Origin of the sequence: Salinivibrio sp. IB574, assembly GCF_001996205.1 — a bacterium.
GTDB classification, from domain to species: Bacteria; Pseudomonadota; Gammaproteobacteria; order Enterobacterales; family Vibrionaceae; genus Salinivibrio; species Salinivibrio proteolyticus.
This window is the reverse complement of record NZ_MUFN01000011.1, coordinates 62,740-82,899: the sequence shown is the minus strand read 5'-3', so window position 1 is coordinate 82,899 and position 20,160 is coordinate 62,740. Positions and strand designations below refer to the sequence as shown.

At 50.4% G+C, this 20,160-nt stretch carries 15 protein-coding genes; 10 read left to right on the top strand and 5 right to left on the bottom strand.

Annotated elements, in window-relative coordinates:
* Window positions 1-4 precede the first annotated feature (4 nt).
* Genes BZJ17_RS07015 through BZJ17_RS07000 form a run of 4 tightly spaced genes read left to right on the top strand, consistent with a single transcriptional unit; the run spans window position 5 to window position 7,392 of the window.
* On the top strand, window positions 5-2,170 hold the full coding sequence (locus tag BZJ17_RS07015) for a type I secretion system permease/ATPase (RefSeq protein ID WP_069589141.1): 2,166 nt from the start codon (window positions 5-7) through the stop codon (window positions 2,168-2,170).
* The gene (locus tag BZJ17_RS07010) at window positions 2,170-3,561 is read left to right on the top strand and encodes an HlyD family type I secretion periplasmic adaptor subunit (protein WP_198534116.1); all 1,392 of its coding nucleotides are present in this window, start codon (window positions 2,170-2,172) and stop codon (window positions 3,559-3,561) included. The genes BZJ17_RS07015 and BZJ17_RS07010 overlap by 1 nt, the downstream gene beginning before the upstream one ends.
* A gap of 20 nt (window positions 3,562-3,581) precedes the next feature.
* Window positions 3,582-5,426, top strand: a complete 1,845-nt coding sequence (locus tag BZJ17_RS07005; protein WP_077640230.1) for a TolC family outer membrane protein — start codon at window positions 3,582-3,584, stop codon at window positions 5,424-5,426.
* Window positions 5,427-5,448: 22 nt separating this feature from the next.
* Window positions 5,449-7,392 (top strand): EAL domain-containing protein, encoded by a 1,944-nt coding sequence (locus BZJ17_RS07000; RefSeq protein ID WP_077640229.1) that lies wholly within the window; start codon window positions 5,449-5,451, stop codon window positions 7,390-7,392.
* Here the strand turns inward: BZJ17_RS07000 and rimI are convergent.
* The 3 genes from rimI to BZJ17_RS06985 are packed head-to-tail and all read right to left on the bottom strand — an operon-like array spanning window position 7,368 to window position 8,634.
* Window positions 7,368-7,835 carry a ribosomal protein S18-alanine N-acetyltransferase gene (gene rimI, locus BZJ17_RS06995; protein WP_157893171.1) on the bottom strand — a complete coding sequence of 156 codons (468 nt, stop codon included), beginning with the start codon at window positions 7,833-7,835 and terminating at the stop codon, window positions 7,368-7,370. The two genes, BZJ17_RS07000 and rimI, sit on opposite strands and share 25 nt — an antisense overlap.
* The gene (locus BZJ17_RS06990; protein ID WP_077640227.1) at window positions 7,828-8,220 is read right to left on the bottom strand and encodes a DNA polymerase III subunit psi; all 393 of its coding nucleotides are present in this window, start codon (window positions 8,218-8,220) and stop codon (window positions 7,828-7,830) included. Before BZJ17_RS06990 ends, rimI begins: the two co-directional genes overlap by 8 nt.
* Before the next feature lie 12 nt (window positions 8,221-8,232).
* Window positions 8,233-8,634 (bottom strand): hypothetical protein, encoded by a 402-nt coding sequence (locus BZJ17_RS06985; protein WP_077640226.1) that lies wholly within the window; start codon window positions 8,632-8,634, stop codon window positions 8,233-8,235.
* A 342-nt stretch (window positions 8,635-8,976) separates the two neighbouring features.
* Here BZJ17_RS06985 and BZJ17_RS06980 point away from each other — a divergent pair, with 342 nt between their 5' ends.
* Entirely contained in the window at window positions 8,977-11,046 is a 2,070-nt protein-coding gene (locus BZJ17_RS06980) for a bifunctional diguanylate cyclase/phosphodiesterase (RefSeq protein WP_077640225.1), read from the top strand.
* A 43-nt stretch (window positions 11,047-11,089) separates the two neighbouring features.
* Here the strand turns inward: BZJ17_RS06980 and nlpI are convergent, their stop codons facing one another.
* Both nlpI and pnp read right to left on the bottom strand, forming a co-directional pair.
* On the bottom strand, window positions 11,090-11,962 hold the full coding sequence (gene nlpI / locus BZJ17_RS06975; protein WP_077640224.1) for a lipoprotein NlpI: 873 nt from the start codon (window positions 11,960-11,962) through the stop codon (window positions 11,090-11,092).
* A 67-nt stretch (window positions 11,963-12,029) separates the two neighbouring features.
* Window positions 12,030-14,165, bottom strand: a complete 2,136-nt coding sequence (gene pnp / locus BZJ17_RS06970; protein WP_077640223.1) for a polyribonucleotide nucleotidyltransferase — start codon at window positions 14,163-14,165, stop codon at window positions 12,030-12,032.
* A 419-nt stretch (window positions 14,166-14,584) separates the two neighbouring features.
* Between pnp and prfC the strand changes: the two genes are divergently transcribed.
* The 5 genes from prfC to deoC all read left to right on the top strand — a co-directional run bounded on the left by prfC (window position 14,585) and on the right by deoC (window position 20,155).
* Window positions 14,585-16,174 (top strand): peptide chain release factor 3, encoded by a 1,590-nt coding sequence (prfC, locus tag BZJ17_RS06965; protein ID WP_077640222.1) that lies wholly within the window; start codon window positions 14,585-14,587, stop codon window positions 16,172-16,174.
* 269 nt (window positions 16,175-16,443) lie between these two features.
* Window positions 16,444-17,214 (top strand): TatD family hydrolase, encoded by a 771-nt coding sequence (locus tag BZJ17_RS06960; RefSeq protein ID WP_077640221.1) that lies wholly within the window; start codon window positions 16,444-16,446, stop codon window positions 17,212-17,214.
* Window positions 17,215-17,424: 210 nt separating this feature from the next.
* Window positions 17,425-18,711 (top strand): NupC/NupG family nucleoside CNT transporter, encoded by a 1,287-nt coding sequence (locus BZJ17_RS06955; protein WP_077479901.1) that lies wholly within the window; start codon window positions 17,425-17,427, stop codon window positions 18,709-18,711.
* A gap of 113 nt (window positions 18,712-18,824) precedes the next feature.
* A complete protein-coding gene (locus BZJ17_RS06950) occupies window positions 18,825-18,995 on the top strand; it encodes a XapX domain-containing protein (RefSeq protein WP_077640220.1) in 171 nt (56 codons plus the stop codon).
* A 383-nt stretch (window positions 18,996-19,378) separates the two neighbouring features.
* Window positions 19,379-20,155 carry a deoxyribose-phosphate aldolase gene (gene deoC / locus BZJ17_RS06945; RefSeq protein WP_077640219.1) on the top strand — a complete coding sequence of 259 codons (777 nt, stop codon included), beginning with the start codon at window positions 19,379-19,381 and terminating at the stop codon, window positions 20,153-20,155.
* Window positions 20,156-20,160 lie beyond the last annotated feature (5 nt).

Sequence of the window (20,160 nt, the reverse complement as noted above, 5' to 3'; positions counted from 1 at the left end):
GTAAGTGACTGACCCTTCTAACAATAGTCAAACTGCACAATGGCGAATTGCGCCCGGTGAGCAACCCACAGACGATCCTTTGCTTGATTGCTTAGTGTTATTGACTGAGCACTATGGCACCCCTTGCTCTGGTGATGCGTTGGTCGCGGGACTACCGATGACTAATGCCTTGCTTACCCCGGACATGTTTCCACAAGCCGCGGGTCGAGCGGGTCTGGCTGCTCGGTTGTCTCGACGTAATCTGGATAATGTCGGCGCGCTCTTGTTGCCCTGTGTTCTGTTGCTCTCTGACCAAAAAGCCTGTGTATTGCGTGAAATAGATAGTGATGCGGGCACGGCACTTATTCAACTGCCTGAAAATGCTGGGGAAGAGACCATTGCGCTTGAGGCGCTTGAGGCCATGTATGTTGGTTACTGTTTTCTGATTAAACGTCAGTACCGCGGTGATCAATCTGTAGATCTGCATTTGCACGACACCAAGATCCACTGGTTTTGGCAGACGGTAAAAGACGCAGCACCTATCTATCGAGATGCGTTATTAGCCTCCATTTTGGTAAACCTTTTCGCGCTTGTCTCTCCTTTATTTGTCATGAATGTCTATGACAAAGTGGTTCCTAACCTTGCGTTTGAGTCACTGTGGGTGCTCGCAAGCGGTGCGACGCTAGCGTATTGTTTTGACTTTTTAATGCGAAAACTTCGCTCTTACATGATTGATGTCGCAGGAAAAAAGGTCGACATTATTGTGTCATCTCGTTTATTTGCGCGGCTGATGGGAACCCCTTTGGTCAATCGAGGAGCCAGTGTGGGGGCAACCGCAAAACAGTTGGGTGAGTTTGATGCTGTGCGAGATATGTTGACCTCAGCCACGATAACCACGCTTGTCGATCTTCCCTTTGCAGTATTTTTTATTACGGTGATTTATCTCGTTGCGGGGGACTTAGCGATAGTGCCAGTGCTTGCGGGCTTTATCATATTGGCTTATACCATTTCGGTTCAGCCCAAACTAAAAGCGGCCATCGAAGAGAGCAACAAGTATGCATCAGAGCGACACGGACACTTAATCGAAAGCCTCTCGGCGTTAGAAGGGATTAAGTCTAATGTTGCTGAAGGTATTGTGCAGCGTAGCTGGCAACAAATGACCGCACACACGGCTAACTGGAACTTTAAAGTTAAGCAAATCACCAACAACATCTCCTATACCGCGACATTTGTGACCCAAATGATGGCTATCGCGGTGGTGATTTTAGGGGTGTATCGTGTCGCTGATGGTGATATTTCCATGGGCGGAATTATTGCGGCGGTGATGCTTTCAAGCCGCGCCGTGTCGCCAATGGCACAGATGGCGAGCCTGCTCAGTCGCTGGAATCAAACCAGTTCCTCGCTTCGTCAGCTTAATGCCATGATGGAGCAAGAAGATGAGTTTGCAGAAAAAGGCCATCTCGTTAGTCGCAAACGCTTAAAAGGTGAGATCAGTGCTGACAACTTGGCGTTTAATTACCCTGAATCTGAACGTCCAGCGCTTTATCCATTAAACTTCCGTGTTCAGCCAGGGGAAGTCATTGCGATTTTGGGCAAAAACGGCTCAGGGAAAACCACCTTACTCAAACTATTAGCTGGCCTATTTCAGCCGCAGCAAGGGAGCTTACGCTTTGATGGGGTTGATAGCCGGCAAATACACCCAGCTGATCTGCGTCGAAACGTTGGGTATCTCGCACAGGATGTGGCCCTGTTTCATGGCACTATCCGTGAAAACATAATGTTTGGTACGCGGCAAGTGACCGAACACCAATTGATGCGTGCTGTGCAGCTGTCTGGTGTGAGCTTATTTACCGCACAAGATCATGAAGGGCTAGACAAACAAGTCGGTGAGCGAGGCGAACGGCTGTCCCGAGGTCAACGCCAAGCGGTCTCCTTAGCAAGAGCATTGCTCAATGAGCCACCGATGTTGATTATGGATGAGCCGACCGCAAGCCTAGATGCCCATGCCGAAAACCAGTTCATTAAAGCCATGCAAGTGGCGGCGCGTGGGCGAACACTGATCATGGTGACGCATAATATGGCGCTGCTTAAACTGGCTAAGCGTGTGATTGTGATGGATAAAGGGCGCGTGGTCATGGATGGACCCAGAGATCAGGTGCTCAGTAAGCTCAATAAAGGAAATGCATCATGATCAAGCGGTTAATTAAAAAAGACCGTCATACAGATCTAGATATGATCGATGATGTTTATGGTGCGATGATGACAGATGCACCATTGCGTTATCGCGCAGTGGTATGGGGAGCACTCCTGTTGGTCGCGAGTTTTATCGTTTGGGCATCTTTTGCTGAGCTGGATCGCGTCACTCGTGGCAGTGGTAAAGTGATCCCGTCGTCTCATGTTCAGCTGATTCAAAGCTTGGATGGAGGGATCCTTCAGGCCATGTTCGTTGATGAAGGCCAGCTCGTCGAGAAGGGCATGCCGTTGGCACGGATTGATGATACCCGATTCCGCTCAGATCTTGCCCAGCAAGAGCAAGAAGTGGATAGCCTTCGTGCCGCGGTGACTCGGATGTATCACGAACTCGATAGCGTATCACTGTTGCCCGCCAGCCAGCCTTGGCAACAGCAAATTGTGATTGAACCCAGAACGATCACTTTCCCCGATACCCTCACTAGCCGAAAACCCAATTTGGTGGCTCGCCAAAAGTCTGAATATCGCAGCCGATTAGATAGCTTGAGTAACCAGCTAGAGATACAAGCGCGTCAGATTGTCCAAAAAGGCCAAGAGCTTCAAGAAGTCGCCTCTAAGATAAAAACACTCAATAACAGCATGACAATCATGCAACGTGAGATCAATATCACACGTCCACTGGTCGAAAAGCGCATTGTCTCAGAAGTGGAACTTCTCAAACTCCAGCGACAGATCAATGATATGGAAGGTGAGTTAACAAACCTGAAGCTGTCTCGACCTAAAATCAAAGCGGCGTTGGATGAGGCCATACTAAAGCGACGAGAGGCCGCGCTTCAGTTTATCAGTGAAACACGTGGCAAGCTGAGCGAAATGGAAGCACGGCTGTCTCGGTTGACGGAAGCGACCGTTGGTGCGCAAGACAAAGTGGATAAAGCGGTGATCACCTCACCGGTGAACGGCACGGTAAAGACAGTGCACATCAATACCCTCGGTGGTGTGGTGCAACCCGGTGAAGACGTGATTGAAATTGTCCCCACCGAAGACCAATTGTTGGTAGAGGTGAAAATCTTGCCTAAAGATATCGCCTTTTTGCATCCCGGCTTACCTGCTGTCGTGAAAGTCACAGCCTATGATTTTACCCGTTACGGCGGATTGGAAGGGACTGTCGAGCACATTAGCGCCGATACAACGCAAGATGAAGAAGGCAACAGTTTTTACTTAGTGAGAATACGTACGGATTCTTCCCATCTCACTAAGAAAGATGGGACACCCATGCCCATCATACCAGGCATGTTAACGTCAGTGGATATTATAACCGGCAAGCGGACGGTGATTGAGTACTTACTTAACCCGATACTGCGAGCAAAAGAAAATGCGCTCCGCGAGCGCTAATTAAAAATAGGAGAAACAACATGCTGCACTTACCACACGTGGTATTTAAAAAGCGTGTGACTGCCATAGCCTTGATGTTAGGGCTAAGTTCGCCTGCTGTTTTATCACAGACACTGGAGCAAGCGGTTGCCCAGTCGCTCGAATCACATCCTCAGATTCGTCAAGCGTTTGCCCGCTATAAAGCCAGTGAGCAAGCCATTGATCAAGCGAAAGCCGGTTATTATCCCAAGCTCGATGCGACGGCTGGGATCGGTTGGGAGCGTACCGACTCCCCCGCGACACGGCGTGATACCACCACCGATGATGAAGTGGATCTAACACGGCGTGAACTGGGTGTCTCTCTTCAGCAAATGCTATTTGACGGTTTTCGTACCCAAAACGAAGTCGATCGCACCCAAAATGAAGCGACGGCGGAGCAGTGGGCAATGGTCGCTACTGCCGAGGATAAGGCTCTAGAGGTCTCTCGCGTTTACCTTGATGTATTGATTGCAGAGCAAGTAGTGACCTTGGCAGAGAAGAACTTACAAAACCACCAAGAAATCTATGATGCTATTGCGGAGAGCAATGCGGGCGGGTTTGCCAAAGCCAGTGATCTCTCTCAGGTCACCGGGCGTTTAGCGAGAGCCAATGCAAACCTGATGTCAGCTCGTAACAATCTTGCTGATGCACAAAGTCGCTTTACCAAAATGGTTGGCGAGTCACCTGAAGCATTGCGCCTGCCGATGCCTGATGCTGAGTTGCTGCCGCGCACGCTAGAAGCCATGCTAGATATTGCCCTCGAACAGCACCCACGTATTCATGCTGCGCAATCCGATATTGCAGCGGCCAATGCTGCGCGAGATGGTTCGCGCGCTGCGTATTTGCCGACTTTAAATGTTGAAGTGGCGGCAAATTGGAACGAAAACGTTGGTGGGGAAGATGGGGCGGGCCCGCCTGACGTTGGTCCTGAGAACAATAACGTCCAAGCGATGTTACGCATGCGCTATAACCTGTTTAATGGGGGCGCGGACCGTGCGCGTGAACGGCAAACGGCGTATCAAACCATTGAAGCGCGAGAGATTAATGAAATGACACATCGGGACGTGATTGAAGGGGCAACCCTCGCTTGGAACGCGCGTACGTACCTTGAGCAGCAACGTGACTTTATGCGCCAACATGTTGAAGCGGCTACCGATACCCGCGATGCTTACCGTGAGGAGTTTCGCCTAAATGCACGAACATTGTTGGATGTATTGGACTCTCAAGCAGGAGGACAGCCAATGAAACAGTTTTATATCGCGGGATTTGCCGTCATGCTTCTTGCCGGCTGCGCACCGCAAGCGGTGGATACAATGCCAACCACCATTGCGCAAAGCCAAGATTTGAGCGACGCCGATTATGATGGTGTGATTTCTGCCCGTGAGCAATGCGAGCAAACGCCAAACGGTGCCTTGGTTGACAACAACGGCTGTCCTGAGCAATTGCAAACCAGTGAGTCGTTTGAGTTAAACGTGCATTTTGACACCGATTCCGCTGATGTGGATGTCTCACAATATACCGATATCCAAACCTTGGCTGACTTTATGCAGCGCTACCCGAATACTCAGGTGGTGATTGAGGGACATGCCAGTAAAGTGGGGTCGGCAGAGTACAACCTCGCACTCTCACAACGTCGTGCTCAAGCTATTGCGGACGTATTGACGCGACAGTTTGCGATTACTGCTGCTCGTATTGAGGCTATCGGCTATGGTGAGTCGCGTCCGTTGATTGACCAAGAAAACGACTACGCTAATGAAGTGAACCGAAGAGTGATTGCTCATGTCACTGGTGAGCATGGCTCAACCCATATGCGCTGGACAATTTATTCTTCAGAGCAGACGCCTTAGAGAATGATCTAAAAGAGAAAGCATGACATTACATCAACGTGTTGTCCTGTTTGTTGTCGCCGCCGCTTTGCTAACTGCGTTAGCGACGGCGGCGGTCGCTTTTCAGCTCGGTATAACCCAACTGAAAAATGAACAGCAACAGCAAGTCAGTTTACTCAGTGCAGCGATGGCCGAGGCACTGCCACCCATTATTGAACAAAGCGACAACGAGCGGCTCAACCAGCTCGTGGCGCATTTTATGGCGGCTCCCCAAGTTAAGTCGGTATCGGTGATGCCGATGCTTTCTGGACAACGACAACTTTGGCAGGCGGATGCAAGAGCGATCGCAACGCCTAGTTGGTTTGTGCATTTATCCGGCATTGAGTCAGCGTCGAAAACAGTATCAGTCAGTAATGGCTGGACCCAATTAGCGAGAGTTACGGTGGAGGTCAGCCCACTCCCTGCGGTTGAGGCGCTTTGGAATCGCATGTCGCAACTGGTGACGCTGCTTGCGGCCATGTGTGCGGTGATCCCTTTTGCGGCATCCTTTATGTTTCGGCGCGTGACCACTCCTTTGGCGGAACTGGACACGCGCTTAAACGCGTTAGGGCGAGGTGATTATCAACCCGCTAAGTCGAGAACGCGCGTCAAAGATCTGCAAGCCTTATTGCAGGCCTTTAATCTCGCGGGTCAGCAGGTAGCTCGGGTCCATAAAAGCCAGCAAGAAGAGCTATCGCGTTTACGCGATAAATTGATGATCGATCCCGTCTCTCGTTTACCGAATCGAGGTTACTTCCAACATCAGTTGCAAAGTTTTATTAAAGACGATGTGAACTGCACTTTATTGTTAATTGAGACCGAATGGTTATCACGCCTGCGCGCACGGTATGGTTATCAATATCGCGATCAATGCTGGCGGTTGCTGGGTGAAGCCTTAAGTCACGGTGAGTTAGCTGAGAGACACAAACTGGTTGCACGTCTAAGCCACAACGAAGTTGCCATTCTCCTGACCAGTGTTGATGAGGGGGATATTCGTCCTTATCTACAGCGCTTACTGCGTGTGGTTAACCAAGAGCTGGAAAACATTTCCTTGCCCGCGAATCAAGGTTTTCATATTGGTGTAGCGAAAACACAAGACGATGATGCGGCGTCGTTACTGGCCAAAGCGGATAACGCTTTGCAGCAAGCGAAGCGACGCAGTGAGGTTTACCATTGGCCTAGTCATGCGAATGCCGATAGTCGAACCCGAGAGCAGTGGCGCAACATTTTGCTTGATGCACTCAATAAAAATCCGCTCACCCTGTATGCTCAGCCAGTGAGACATCGTGATAATCAAACCAACTGGCACCAAGAGGTCTATGCCCATTTGTGGGTGGATGAGGCTTGGTTGTCTGCTGGGCAGCTGCTCAATCGTATTGAAATGTACGCGCTGGGTGAAGAATTTGACCGTCATGTGCTGACACGCGCCGATCAGTACATTAAAGCGCATCCAGACTCGGACAAACTTGCCATTAACCTGACGGTAGAGAGTGTGAGAAGTACCGCGTTCCATGACTGGTTAGCCAACTACTTATTAAAAACCTACTTGTCAGATAAGCTTGCGTTCGAGGTTGCAGAGGAAGCGGTGCAGGTCGACATTGCGGCATGCCAAACCCTGTTTAAGATGATCCGAGAGCATGGGTTTGACGTGGGGATTGACCATTTTGGCCGTGATATGGACAACGTGAATTATATCCACGATATTGAGCCCGATTATGTCAAACTCGATATTGGCTTTGGTCAGCCGTCGAGCGATGTGGATGATGTCTTTATCCGTATGCTGATCAATATTGCCGCGGCGCAAGAGATACGCGTCATTGCCACGGGCATTGAGCAATCTGATCAGCACCAATATTTTCATCAACTGGGCTGTCATGGTTACCAAGGCTATATATTGCCACCGGTTCAACTGGACAACCTTTCTCAGTCCGCGTCATTGCCAAGCTGAGCGCGCATAATGAGTGCGTCTTCCGTGGTGCCATCCGGGCAGGGGTAATAGCTTGCTCGGCGGCTTATCAGCTCAAATCCCTGTTTTTGATACAGCGCCCGTGCACCACGGTTACTTTGTCGCACTTCTAACCACAAGGTGTTCGCGCCTGCAGCAACGAGTGTCTTTTTTAGCAAGATGATCAGCTGGTGACCGACGCCTTTACCTTGAAAAGGTCGGTCAACGGCAATGTTTAAAAGCTCTGCTTCGCCAGCGACGCAACGCGTGTAAAAATAACCGATGATCTGATCATCTTGGTTGACTAACGCATAGTGGTGATCGAAGCGCCCCTGAGCCGGTGCAAGCTGTGTCTTGGACCAAGGCGCGATATGCACGGCCTGTTCAATACGTACGATATCGCTCAGGTGCTTATCGTCGATAGGCTGGAGCGTGTAATCAGTCATATTGGCAGATCTGACGCCATAAATCGCGTTTTGCCGCAGGGTTATCATGCATCTGTGCCAAGGGGAGAGAGCGGAGTGTGCGCACACCGTCAATCAAGACTTCCGGCTCGCCAATATACCAACACCAGACCAAGTGGTGATCGCCGAGTGCTGCGAGCGCAGCGTGGGGCAGTTGCCTCGTCTTATCAGCGTCAAGCTTCATACTTTTTAAGATATTGCCAAATAACCACGCATCTTGCTCGCTGAGAGGATCGTCGCAAACCAGCAATAGCTGGCAGTTGTCGGGAAGTTGGATAACTTCCTGTTCACGGCCGTAAAGCTCAGGATGGCGGAGTTGCCAGACGGATAAACCCATGGCTTGTAAACGTTGAATATCGGTCAGCATATCGAGTGCTCGTTAAACGGTGGCGGCAGCGAGTTGCTTGTACCACCAATGCTTGTCGGTCGAAATCGGCGCAAATTCAGCATTGGCCGCTTGAGGACTCGGCGCAATTTTAAGCTGACAATAGCCAAGTTCAAACAAGACGGATTCTGCCTCATCTAAAAGGGGTGCAATCAATTCAGGGTCGGGGCTAAACCAAACCGCGATAAGTTGCGCATTATCCTCGGATTGTGCATCCACGACGGCAATGTGTCCCAGCGTGCTGCCCATATCATCCGTAGCGACCAGTGACAGCGTGATCAGCCCTTGCTCTCGCCATTGTTGCAACTGATCAGCTTGCTGAGGGTTAGCGAGTGTATCTCGCCACCATTGATCGAGGCGAACCAGATCGGCGGGCGCTTCTGAGCGGATTAACATAGCGAAAGGCCTAGATGACAAATGATGCGGTCAGGATAACGGATTCCCGATCCGGTGCAAGCACTGTGCGAACAAGGTTCTAGTATATCGACGCTCACAGTCTGTATTGTTAAGCAACAAATTGCGCACTTTCGCTGCAAACTCAACACCAATGACTGATTTTGAGCACCTTATCTATTTTTACAGATTGATGTGCGGTATATAGTGTTAAAAGCTTGAACGCTACAGCAGCTCCACATAGAGTGCTACTGACAAGCTAATAAAAAGTGTCTAACATGTGAGACGAATTTTTCGCCACGACACGTTGGTCGGCACCTGTACCGAGGAAGATGTGAGCCATCCATGCCAATTTCGCAGTTAACCGATTGGTTTTACCGCTTAACCGACAGCAGTCCGTTTCTTTTTGCCATTCTCGATAGTGACGATTGTTACCTCTATGCCAATCAGCGATATGCGGATTTAACTGGGGTCTCATTGGATGCCTTGGCGGGGGCGAACGACCGGCAAACGCTCGGGGAACAGTTTTATGCTGCGGTAAAGCCGCATTACGAGTCAGCGCGGCGAGGGAAAAGCACTGAAGGGGAAGTGGTGGTGTCTGATGGCTATCACAGTACCAGTTTTCATTTTAGTGTCGCCCCGCTTAATGAGCATCGAGACAGCAAAGGGCTGCCGTATGTGGTCATTCATGCTGCTGACACATCAGAGCGGCAGGTGCTTGCAAGTGCCCTTGAAGAAGCCGAAGAAAAATTTTACCGCTTGAGTGAGTTGATTGATGACGGCTGCTGTTTGGTAGAAGACGAACTGATCCTCTCTGCAAATCCCATGGCAGTGGAACGCCTCGGTGTTGACAGCGCAGACGCCTTATTGGGTGAGTCGTTATCGACCTTCCTGCGTCCCGCAGATTCTAATCAGTCCCTCGTCGCCATGCTTTCACAGCCTGAAGGCCATCAAAGCATCCCGTGTGTGCTTGCCAACACGGGAACACCCATCGAAGTGTCTTGTGCACCTATTCACATCCTAGGTAAAAACGCGCATATGGTGCGTTTGCATACCCAGGCTGTCGTGGCTGAGCCACAACCTGCGGCGATGATCCATTCGGCGTACACGGATGCGTTAACTGGATTGTATAACCGTCATGGCTTTAGTCGTGAGTTGGATGGCTTGATAGCCAGCGATACACCCTTAGCCATGCTGTACCTTGACGTAGATAACTTTAAAAATATCAACGACTCATTAGGTCACCATATTGGCGATCGGGTATTACAAGATATAGCCCAACGCTTACGCCGTTTACTGTCACCAGACACCATTGTGGGTCATCTGGGTGGCGACGAATTCGCAATTATTCTGCCCAAGCCGGCGACCGATGACGCGCCTGATCAGCTTGCGGAAAAAGTGGTCTCTGTGATAAGTCAGCCGTTTGAACTGCACCATTTTAGTAAGTACTTGGCGTGCTCTGTCGGGTTGGTACGCTATCCAGAAGATGGCAAAGATGCACGCAGCCTACTGCAAAACGCCGATACTGCCATGTATGAGGCGAAAGAGCGCGGCCGAAACCGCGTAGTCGCCTATAACGACCAAATGAGCAAAGAAGCTCGGATGCGGCTATGGCTTGAGATTGAACTGCAAAAAGCATTACAAAATAATGGCCTAGAAGTGTGGTATCAGCCAAAAGTCAACGCGAGCGATTACCGCGTCAACGGGGCGGAAGCCCTGGTGCGCTGGAAGCATCCAGTCGAAGGATACATCAGTCCTGCGCGATTTATTCCGGTCGCAGAGCGGTGTGGCTTGATTGAGCAACTGGGCCGAAATGTAATGCGAGAGGTGTTTCAAAATGTGCGTCGTTGGCGTCTTCATGATGTCTTGCCCGGCCGCGTCGCTATCAACCTTTCTCCGGAGCAGTTTCGTAATCCTAAACTGACCGAGCATATGGAAAAACTGCTGCGCGCAACCGGCGCAAATCCCGAAGACATCACGTTTGAGCTTACAGAAAGTGCGGTGATGAACGACGATACCCATGCTATGCAGATGCTCAATGCAATCAAAGAGCTGGGTTTTGCCTTGTCTATCGATGACTTCGGAACCGGATATTCCTCGTTATCCTACTTAGCGCGTTTTCCGCTGGATGAGTTGAAAATTGATCGCGCGTTTATTCACGATATGGATGCGTTGAGTAAGCAAGTGACCTTGGTGGAAAGCATTATCAACCTTGGGCGGGCCATGGAGATGACGGTGGTAGCAGAAGGGGTAGAAACGCGCCAGCAAGCGTCGGTGCTGACTAATTTAAACTGTGACACCATTCAGGGATATTATTTTCACTCGCCCATGCCGCGGCGAGAATTTGAAAAGCTATTACAAAAAAGTAAGCCTCGTAAGCAGCCACCCCAAACCGTACCCGCTCCTACAGACTAACCAGATCAAATAACCGCCTATACAAGGCGGTTATTGGTTTGCGCTATTCGTCGTTTTGCTGGGATTGATGATAGGCAATACGATTGAGCTCCAGTAGGGCATAGCGGTGTTCGACAAAGGCATACACATTGCCAGACATGGCCAACTTATATAGTGCAACCGCTTTGTCTTGATTGCCAAGGTACTGATAGTGTTTGGCCAGATAAAAATAGGCTTCGCATAAACGCTCCGCCAGCACTTGGTTATCGCTCGCTTGAGTGGCCAATTGTTCCAGCAATTCTCGCTCGCTTACCTTGCCCAAAAACATCCGCGCCAATTGCCATCCCCAATCCAGTTGGTCGCTGTTTTCTATCCGATCGGCTAAATGTGTTTTGGCCGCGTCATCGCCTTTCCAGTCGCGCTCCACCAAATACAGCCAAATCACTCGATAAGGATCGTCCACGTCGTCTTGGTAATGGGTGAGAAGATCCTGATAGGCGAGGCGGTAGCGTCCACCATAGTAAAGCGCGATACCACGATTGCGCTCGGCATACGTGTGTGTGTTATCTAGCTCTAAGGTAGAGTCAAACGCTTCATATGCGGCATCGTAGTGACCGGTTTGGGTGAAATAGACGCCCAAAATATTAAACACATCGGGTTGATCCGGCTTTAATGAGAGTGACTGATTAAAATCGAGCCGTGCCAGATCGCGCATTCCGAGGCTGTCGTGCAGCAAACCGCGCTCATAGTGGAGTTGGGCGCGCGCATCGTCGCTCAGATCGTCGCGAGCGAGTAGTTGGTCAATACGGGCAAGATGCACTTCCTGTTGCAACGTGGGTTGCAATGGCACGGCCATGGGCGGGAAAGTCCACTGACTAGTGCAGCCTGTGAGTAGTAAAAGGCCTGCAATGACCAGCGACTTCAAAAAAACGGTCATGACGGTGCGTCTCCATATAAAAAAAGGGGGCCACGGCCCCCTTTATAGCATGAATTACAATCAGACTCTAAGCGTCAGTTGCAGGTGCATCATCGGCAGGTGCAGCCTCAGTGGCTGCTTTATCCGAAGCCGCTTCTTTCATGCTTAGACGGATACGACCTTGGCGGTCGATCTCTAGCACTTTCACTTCGACTTCTTGGCCGATTTCGAGGAAGTCAGAGACTTTCTCAACGCGCTGATCTGCGATTTGCGAGATGTGTACCAGGCCATCTTTACCACCGATCACAGACACGAACGCACCGAAATCAACGATACGCTGGACTTTACCCGTGTAGATGCGGCCCACTTCCACTTCAGCGGTCAAGGCTTCGATACGAGAAATCGCATCTTGTGCCGCCGCGCCATCAGTTGCAGCAATTTTCACCGTACCGTCGTCATCGATTTCGATTGTGGTGCCGGTTTCTTCGGTTAGCTGACGGATCACCGCGCCACCTTTACCGATCACATCACGGATCTTATCTGGGTTGATGCTGATGGTGTGAATACGTGGAGCAAACTCAGAGATATCATCACGTGCTGAACCAATCGCTTGATCCATCACATCCAAGATATGCAGACGCGCACCTTTTGCTTGGTTCAGGGCGATTTGCATGATCTCTTTGGTGATACCTTCGATTTTGATGTCCATCTGCAGTGCAGTCACACCGTCATCGGTACCCGCGACTTTAAAGTCCATGTCGCCAAGGTGGTCTTCATCACCGAGGATGTCAGAAAGTACGACAAAATCGTCCCCTTCTTTAACCAGACCCATCGCGATACCCGCGACTGATTTTTTCACCGGTACACCGGCGTCCATCAGTGCCAGAGAGGTACCACATACCGACGCCATTGACGATGAGCCGTTTGACTCAGTGATCTCAGAGACCACACGGACGGTGTATGGGAATTCGTCTTGGCTTGGCATTACCGCAGCGATACCACGTTTCGCGAGACGGCCATGGCCGATTTCACGACGCTTTGGTGAACCGACAAAACCGGTTTCACCGACACAGTATGGAGGGAAGTTGTAGTGCAGCATAAAGCTGTCCTGACGCTCACCCATGATTGAGTCGATGATCTGTGCATCACGTTGGGTACCCAGTGTGGCGGTCACCAGCGCCTGCGTTTCACCACGCGTGAACAACGCGCTGCCGTGTGTGCGAGGTAGCACACCGGTACGTACGTCTAGCGCACGAACCATGTCTTTTTCGCGGCCATCGATACGTGGCTCGCCGGCAATGATGCGGCTACGCACGACTTTTTTCTCTAGGTCGCCAAGCATATCGAGGATTTCACGCTCGTCGAGGGTCTCGTCTTGCTCAAGCAGAGCGGCAACCACCTCTTGCTTCACGTTACCGACTTGCTCATAACGCGCCATTTTTTCAGTGATTTGGTACGCTTGTGCGAGTGGGCCTTGCGCCATTTCTGCGACACGCGCTTGCAGGGCAGCATTCACTTCTGGTGCTTGCCAATCCCACGCAGGGGTACCAACTTCCGCGGCGAACTCTTTAATAGCGTTGATAGCGACTTGTTGTTGGTCATGACCAAACATCACCGCTTGCAGCATTTGTTCTTCGCTTAGGCGATCGGCTTCAGATTCAACCATCAGCACCGCGCCTTCAGTACCGGCAACCACAAGGTCAAGACGGCTGTTGTCCAGCTCTGCTTCGCTTGGGTTCAATACCAGCTCATCGTTGATATAACCAACACGTGCTGCACCGATTGGGCCATTGAATGGGATACCAGAAATCGCCAGTGCCGCAGAGGTACCTAGCATGGCAACCACATCTGGGCTAACAGCTGGGTTTACCGATACTACGGTCGCAATCACTTGAACTTCGTTTTTGAACGAGTCAGGGAAAAGCGGACGAATAGGGCGGTCAATCAAACGTGCTGTCAGGGTTTCTGACTCTGAAGGACGACCTTCACGCTTGAAGAAACCACCTGGGATTTTACCTGCCGCGTAAGTACGCTCTTGGTAGTTCACGGTCAGTGGGAAGAAGCCTTGGCCTTCTGCCGCTTCTTTTTTACCGACGACAGAGACGAATACTGAGGTATCGTCCATGCTTGCCATTACCGCACCGGTGGCTTGGCGAGCCATCACACCGGTTTCCAACGTCACGGTATGGTTGCCGTATTGGAATGTTTTTACGATTGGATTCACAGAATGTTTCCTTGTTGCTGAGGAGATAAATCATCCGATTTATCGAGCTAAATGTAAGCTTTCAGCTGTTCACCATCGCGACTAATGGCAACACACTGAGGGCTTGTCTCGCGGGCGGACGTGCAATGTGTTGTCAATAGCCGCGACCGGATGGTCGACTTCGTTGACTGTGTCACAACTGAAAGTGGCGCTAATTATACACGTGCTTCACCAATAACGACACCACGCTGCGTGCAATTGGCAACATTTGTGATGTGTTTGGCAAGCAATCTTGACCCTAACGAACACAGATAACAGTGCCAAGTCAGATTTGTGAATTGAAGCTGGCTACAAGATCAGCGAAAATACGTTCCCTTTGTGATTAACCCCCTCAGTTGGCGCCTGATTGCCGCCTGAATAAATCAAGAAGATAACTTGCTATGTCTAATACACCGCTGCAACAGGAAGTTGATAAACGACGCACCTTTGCGATTATCTCGCACCCGGATGCGGGTAAAACCACGATTACTGAAAAAGTCCTGCTATTCGGACGTGCGATCCAAACCGCCGGGACGGTCAAAGGGCGCGGCTCTAACCACCATGCAAAATCTGACTGGATGGATATGGAGAAAGAGCGGGGGATCTCCGTGACCACGTCGGTGATGCAGTTCCCGTACAATGACTGTTTGGTCAACCTGCTTGATACCCCAGGGCACGAGGATTTCTCGGAAGATACCTATCGAACCCTCACCGCGGTTGACTCCTGTTTGATGGTGATTGACGCAGCAAAAGGTGTTGAGGATCGTACTCGCAAGTTGATGGAAGTTACGCGTTTGCGCGATACCCCGATCATTACCTTTATGAACAAATTGGACCGTGATATTCGCGATCCGATGGAGCTGCTGGATGAAGTAGAAAGTGAGCTCAATATTGCCTGTGCGCCAGTGTCATGGCCAATTGGTTGTGGTAAAGGGTTTAAAGGGGTGTATCACATTCATCGTGATGAAAGCATCTTGTATCAGTCTGGCCAAGGTCACACCATTCAAGAAGCGCGCATCATTAAAGGGTTGGATAACCCTGAATTGGATGAAGCAATTGGTGCTGATATTGCGCAAGACTTGCGTGATGAGCTCGAGCTGGTCATGGGGGCATCGCACGAATTTGATCGCGATCTGTTTCTCAGTGGCGATTTAACACCGGTCTTTTTTGGTACGGCATTGGGTAACTTTGGTGTCGATCATATGTTGGATGGGTTGACGGCTTGGGCGCCGAAACCACTCTCTCGTCCGACGCCAGATCGTGTCGTTAATGCCGATGAAGAAAAATTCACCGGCTTCGTCTTTAAGATTCAGGCCAACATGGATCCCCGTCACCGTGACCGAATTGCCTTTGTCCGTGTGGTATCCGGTAAGTACCAGCAAGGTATGAAGTTAAAGCATGTGCGCTTGGGCAAACAGATTAATATCTCTGACGCCGTGACCTTTATGGCGGGTGATCGCGCGCGAGCTGAAGATGCTTACGCCGGCGATATTATTGGTTTGCACAATCATGGCACTATCCAAATTGGGGACACCTTTACACAAGGCGAAGATCTTAAGTTTTCTGGGATCCCTAACTTTGCGCCTGAACTGTTTCGCCGCATTCGCTTGCGCGACCCTTTGCGTCAAAAGCAGCTGCTTAAAGGTCTGGTCCAGCTTTCGGAAGAAGGTGCGGTACAGGTCTTCCGTCCGCTACAATCGAACGATCTTATCGTTGGTGCGGTTGGTGTGCTGCAGTTTGATGTGGTGGTGGCACGCTTGAAAGCGGAATACAACGTTGATGCGATTTATGAGTCGATTAACGTGGCGACTGCACGTTGGGTTGAATGTGAGGATGAGAAAAAACTCGACGACTTCCAGCGTAAAAACCAAGCCAACCTCGCGCTGGATGGTGGTGACAATCTTACCTATATCGCACCGACCATGGTCAACCTCAACCTGACCCAAGAGCGTTTCCCGGACATTCAATTGCGGGCAACGCGTGAGCACTAAGTAAGCGGGTTGATGCCAAAGGCATCGCACTCATGTAGGGGAGCAGGTTCGTTCCCTGCGGGTGAGAGGCAAACCTTCTATAATGCCGTCTGTATAGGGACGGCATTTTACTCTCAAGAGGACAGCGATGAAGCTAGCTTTGGCCATCAAAAGGTGGGTAGCGCGTTATGATGCCTGGTGCCAACGCATGGGACTCACTCCTGAAAACCGGCGCAGTTGCGTGCCGGTAAAACGCGAATCACATACTCAGATAAATCGCACTGACAAGCATGATTGATACCCATTGTCATTTTGATTTTCCTCCGTTTAACCAAGCGCCAGCGCAATATTGGCAAGCGGCACGTGAGGTGGGCGTCACGCGGATGATAGTGCCCAGCGTGAGTGAACAAAACTGGCAGGCGGTGTTAGCGTTGACGGAGCGCTTTGCTGGCATCTATGCCGGGCTTGGGCTGCATCCTTGTTTTGTCGACACGCACACCGACTCGAGTCTTACCGCATTAGAAGACGCGCTGGTATCACGGCCGCTATCTTGCGTGGCGGTGGGCGAAGCGGGTTTAGACTATTTTGTCGCGAATACCGTAGAGATGAAGCAGCGCCAGCAAGCCTTACTGGAAGGGCAGTTATGGCTGGCTCGCCGTTATGACTTACCCATTATTTTGCACAGTCGCCAATCCCATAACCAATTATTGCGTGTGATTAAAGCGTATCCGGGGGTACGCGGCGTGCTTCATGCCTTTAGTGGTAGCGCACAGCAAGGCAAGCAGTTTATCGATGCGGGTTTGATGTTGGGAGTAGGTGGAACCATTACCTATTCGCGCGCCAATAAGACCCGTCAAGCGATTCAACATTTACCTCTTTCACATCTGTTACTGGAAACCGATGCGCCGGATATGCCTTTGGCAGGATTTCAAGGAAAAGCCAATACCCCAGCACAGGTTTCTCGGGTGGCAGACGTTCTCTGTGAGTTAAAAGACTGTGATAAAGATCGTCTATTGACTGAAACATCAGGCAATGCTGAGCGATTGTTTAGTCTTAAATAAGCCGCTATCGTCTAAAGCCAAACGTTTGCACTCGTATAAGCTCACAAAAGTAGATCAAAGTCATACTTATTGATGCATTGCAGAATAGTTTTACAGCGAACTGTGATTGGAATATTACTTTAATGTGACTTGCATGCGTATAATCCCTCCCCGGAAACCAAATTCCACTTTGTCGAGACGCCAATTTTTATTTTTGAGGATGCCAAAACTATGAGCCTGCTGATGAGCGTGGTAGGGATGATGGTGCTGCTGGGGATTGCAGTCCTTCTCTCCGATAACCGCAAAGCGATTAACCTCCGTACCGTGGGTGGCGCATTCGCTATCCAACTCTTTTTCGGTGCTTTCGTACTGTATGTCGACGTGGGTCGTGACATTTTGTACGGTGCATCACAATACGTTGCCAACGTCATCGCCTATGGTGATGAAGGGATCAGCTTTATCTTCGGTGGGCTGGTTTCTGGCAAAATGTTTGAACTGTTCGGCGGTGGCGGTTTCGTCTTCGCGCTAAAAGTTCTGCCTGTTATCGTCTTCTTCTCATCATTGATCAGCGTACTTTACTACCTAGGTATCATGCAGGTTGTGATCAATGTACTGGGTGGTGGCCTACAGAAAGCACTGGGTACATCACGTGCCGAGTCCATGTCAGCAACCGCTAACATCTTTGTGGGTCAAACTGAAGCGCCATTGGTGATTCGTCCATTCGTACCGCGTATGACCCAATCTGAGCTGTTTGCCGTTATGTGTGGTGGTCTTGCCTCTGTCGCTGGTGGTGTACTGGCCGGTTATGCATCAATGGGCGTGCCACTTGAGTACCTCATCGCGGCATCCTTTATGGCGGCACCGGGTGGTCTTCTGTTTGCGAAAATCATCAAGCCTGAAACGGAAGAGCCTGTCGAGCAAATGGCAGATGCAACTGCTGAAGGTGTTGATAAGCCAGCGAACGTGATTGACGCGGCCGCAGCGGGTGCATCATCAGGTATGCAACTGGCGCTAAACGTGGGCGCGATGCTACTGGCATTCATCGGCTTGATTGCACTGATTAACGGCATGCTAGGCGGCATCGGTGGCTGGTTCGGTTATCCAGACATCACGCTTGAGCTCATCCTAGGTTATGTCTTCGCTCCGCTTGCCTTCTTGATTGGTGTGCCATGGGAAGAAGCCATCGTTGCCGGTTCTTTCATCGGCCAGAAACTGGTTGTGAACGAATTCGTTGCTTACTTGAACTTCACCCAGTATCTAGGTGAAAACGGTCAGTTAGTCGCGCAAACAGGTGCACTGATGACAGAGAAAACACAAGCGATCATTTCATTCGCATTGTGTGGCTTTGCAAACTTGTCATCTGTCGCCATCCTGCTGGGTGGTCTGGGTGGCCTTGCGCCAAACCGTCGTCCAGACATTGCACGCTTTGGTATGAAAGCCGTTGCGGCAGGTACGCTATCTAACCTGATGTCTGCGACTATTGCTGGTCTGTTCCTAACCTTGACCATGATGGGTTAATTTCCCCCAACCATGTGTCATCAAAAACGCCACACAGGAGACTGTGTGGCGTTTTTATTTGTGATGACCATACTTAGTTAGTGCGATATCTATCAACAAAATAAGGAAATACTATGCAGGAAGTCTTACTGGCGCTTGTGGCAGGTTTTTTGGTCGGGGTGTTATTCAGTGCGATTAAACTCCCTATCCCAGCGCCACCGGTTTTATCAGGAATAATGGGGATTGTCGGTGTCTATTTGGGAGGCATTGGTTACCAGTGGGTGGTGGAGCGTTTCTTTTCTTAACCGGCTAAGTATTCTCCATCTTTGCGATTGGTGCTGGTGGGCAACAGTGTGTATTTCAACAGAAACGGTAAAATCTAGTTTTGCTTGGATGGCGTTGGTAAAATAAGTGAACACCGTCATAGTTTGAGGGTGCCACAATCCCTTATTTTCCTCTTATGGTTAGCAACAAGGTGTGGCTAGCCCCAATCTAGAACGTCCAACGGCGGAACACGCAAACACATCACGTTTGCACGCGGCAACAAGGATGGTTGGTTGAAGGCGGCGAGATGTCCAGCCTCAAACTTCAAGGAGCCAAGTCCGCTGAACGGCAACCTGCTAATAGGTTGTTTACACAGTGGCCAACCCATAACTGTTTGGCAAAAGAATGAGGACTGGAGATACCCATGAACGAATTACAAACCGCAGCCCTACGCGCACTGAAATTAATGGATCTGACCACACTGAATGATGATGACACGGATGAAAAAGTGATCGCTTTGTGTCAGAACGCGAAATCACCAGTCGGTAACACGGCTGCGATCTGCATCTATCCACGTTTCATTCCGGTGGCAAAAAAAGCGCTGCGTGAGCAAGGCACCCCCGAGGTGCGTATCGCTACCGTCACCAACTTCCCTCACGGCAACGATGATATTGATATTGCCGTGGCTGAAACCAAGGCGGCCGTGGCCTATGGCGCCGATGAAGTTGACGTTGTTTTCCCCTATCGTGCATTGATGGCGGGGAACGAAGAGATCGGTTTGGAACTGGTCAAACAATGTAAAGCTGCCTGTGGCGATCAAGCGCTGCTAAAAGTCATCATCGAAAGCGGTGAACTGAAAACAGACGCGCTTATCAAGCGTGCGTCTGAAATCTCAATTGATGCGGGCGCTGACTTTATCAAAACCTCAACCGGTAAAGTGGCGGTGAATGCCACGCCAGAAGCGGCAGAAATTATGCTTAACGTGATTAAAGACAAAGGTGTTGCGGATAAAGTGGGCTTTAAGCCAGCCGGTGGTGTACGCACTGCTGAGGATGCGCAGCAATACCTCGCGATGGCTGATCGTATCTTGGGCGAGAGCTGGGCAGACAGTCGCCACTATCGCTTTGGCGCTTCAAGCTTGTTAGCAAATTTATTACATACGCTGGGTGAAGGTGAAAAAGCAGCGCAAGGCGGCTACTAATCCTT

Excerpts from the sequence above, each read along its gene's own strand:
- BZJ17_RS06980 (WP_077640225.1), top strand. The coding sequence starts at position 8,977 with ATGCCAATTTCGCAGTTAACCGATTGGTTTTACCGCTTAACCGACAGC.
- BZJ17_RS07005 (WP_077640230.1), top strand. The coding sequence starts at position 3,582 with ATGCTGCACTTACCACACGTGGTATTTAAAAAGCGTGTGACTGCCATA.
- BZJ17_RS06960 (WP_077640221.1), top strand. The coding sequence starts at position 16,444 with ATGATTGATACCCATTGTCATTTTGATTTTCCTCCGTTTAACCAAGCG.
- BZJ17_RS06955 (WP_077479901.1), top strand. The coding sequence starts at position 17,425 with ATGAGCCTGCTGATGAGCGTGGTAGGGATGATGGTGCTGCTGGGGATT.
- BZJ17_RS06950 (WP_077640220.1), top strand. The coding sequence starts at position 18,825 with ATGCAGGAAGTCTTACTGGCGCTTGTGGCAGGTTTTTTGGTCGGGGTG.
- BZJ17_RS07000 (WP_077640229.1), top strand. The coding sequence starts at position 5,449 with ATGACATTACATCAACGTGTTGTCCTGTTTGTTGTCGCCGCCGCTTTG.
- rimI (WP_157893171.1), bottom strand. The coding sequence starts at position 7,835 with ATGACTGATTACACGCTCCAGCCTATCGACGATAAGCACCTGAGCGAT.
- nlpI (WP_077640224.1), bottom strand. The coding sequence starts at position 11,962 with ATGACCGTTTTTTTGAAGTCGCTGGTCATTGCAGGCCTTTTACTACTC.
- BZJ17_RS06985 (WP_077640226.1), bottom strand. The coding sequence starts at position 8,634 with ATGTTAATCCGCTCAGAAGCGCCCGCCGATCTGGTTCGCCTCGATCAA.
- BZJ17_RS06990 (WP_077640227.1), bottom strand. The coding sequence starts at position 8,220 with ATGCTGACCGATATTCAACGTTTACAAGCCATGGGTTTATCCGTCTGG.
- deoC (WP_077640219.1), top strand. The coding sequence starts at position 19,379 with ATGAACGAATTACAAACCGCAGCCCTACGCGCACTGAAATTAATGGAT.
- prfC (WP_077640222.1), top strand. The coding sequence starts at position 14,585 with ATGTCTAATACACCGCTGCAACAGGAAGTTGATAAACGACGCACCTTT.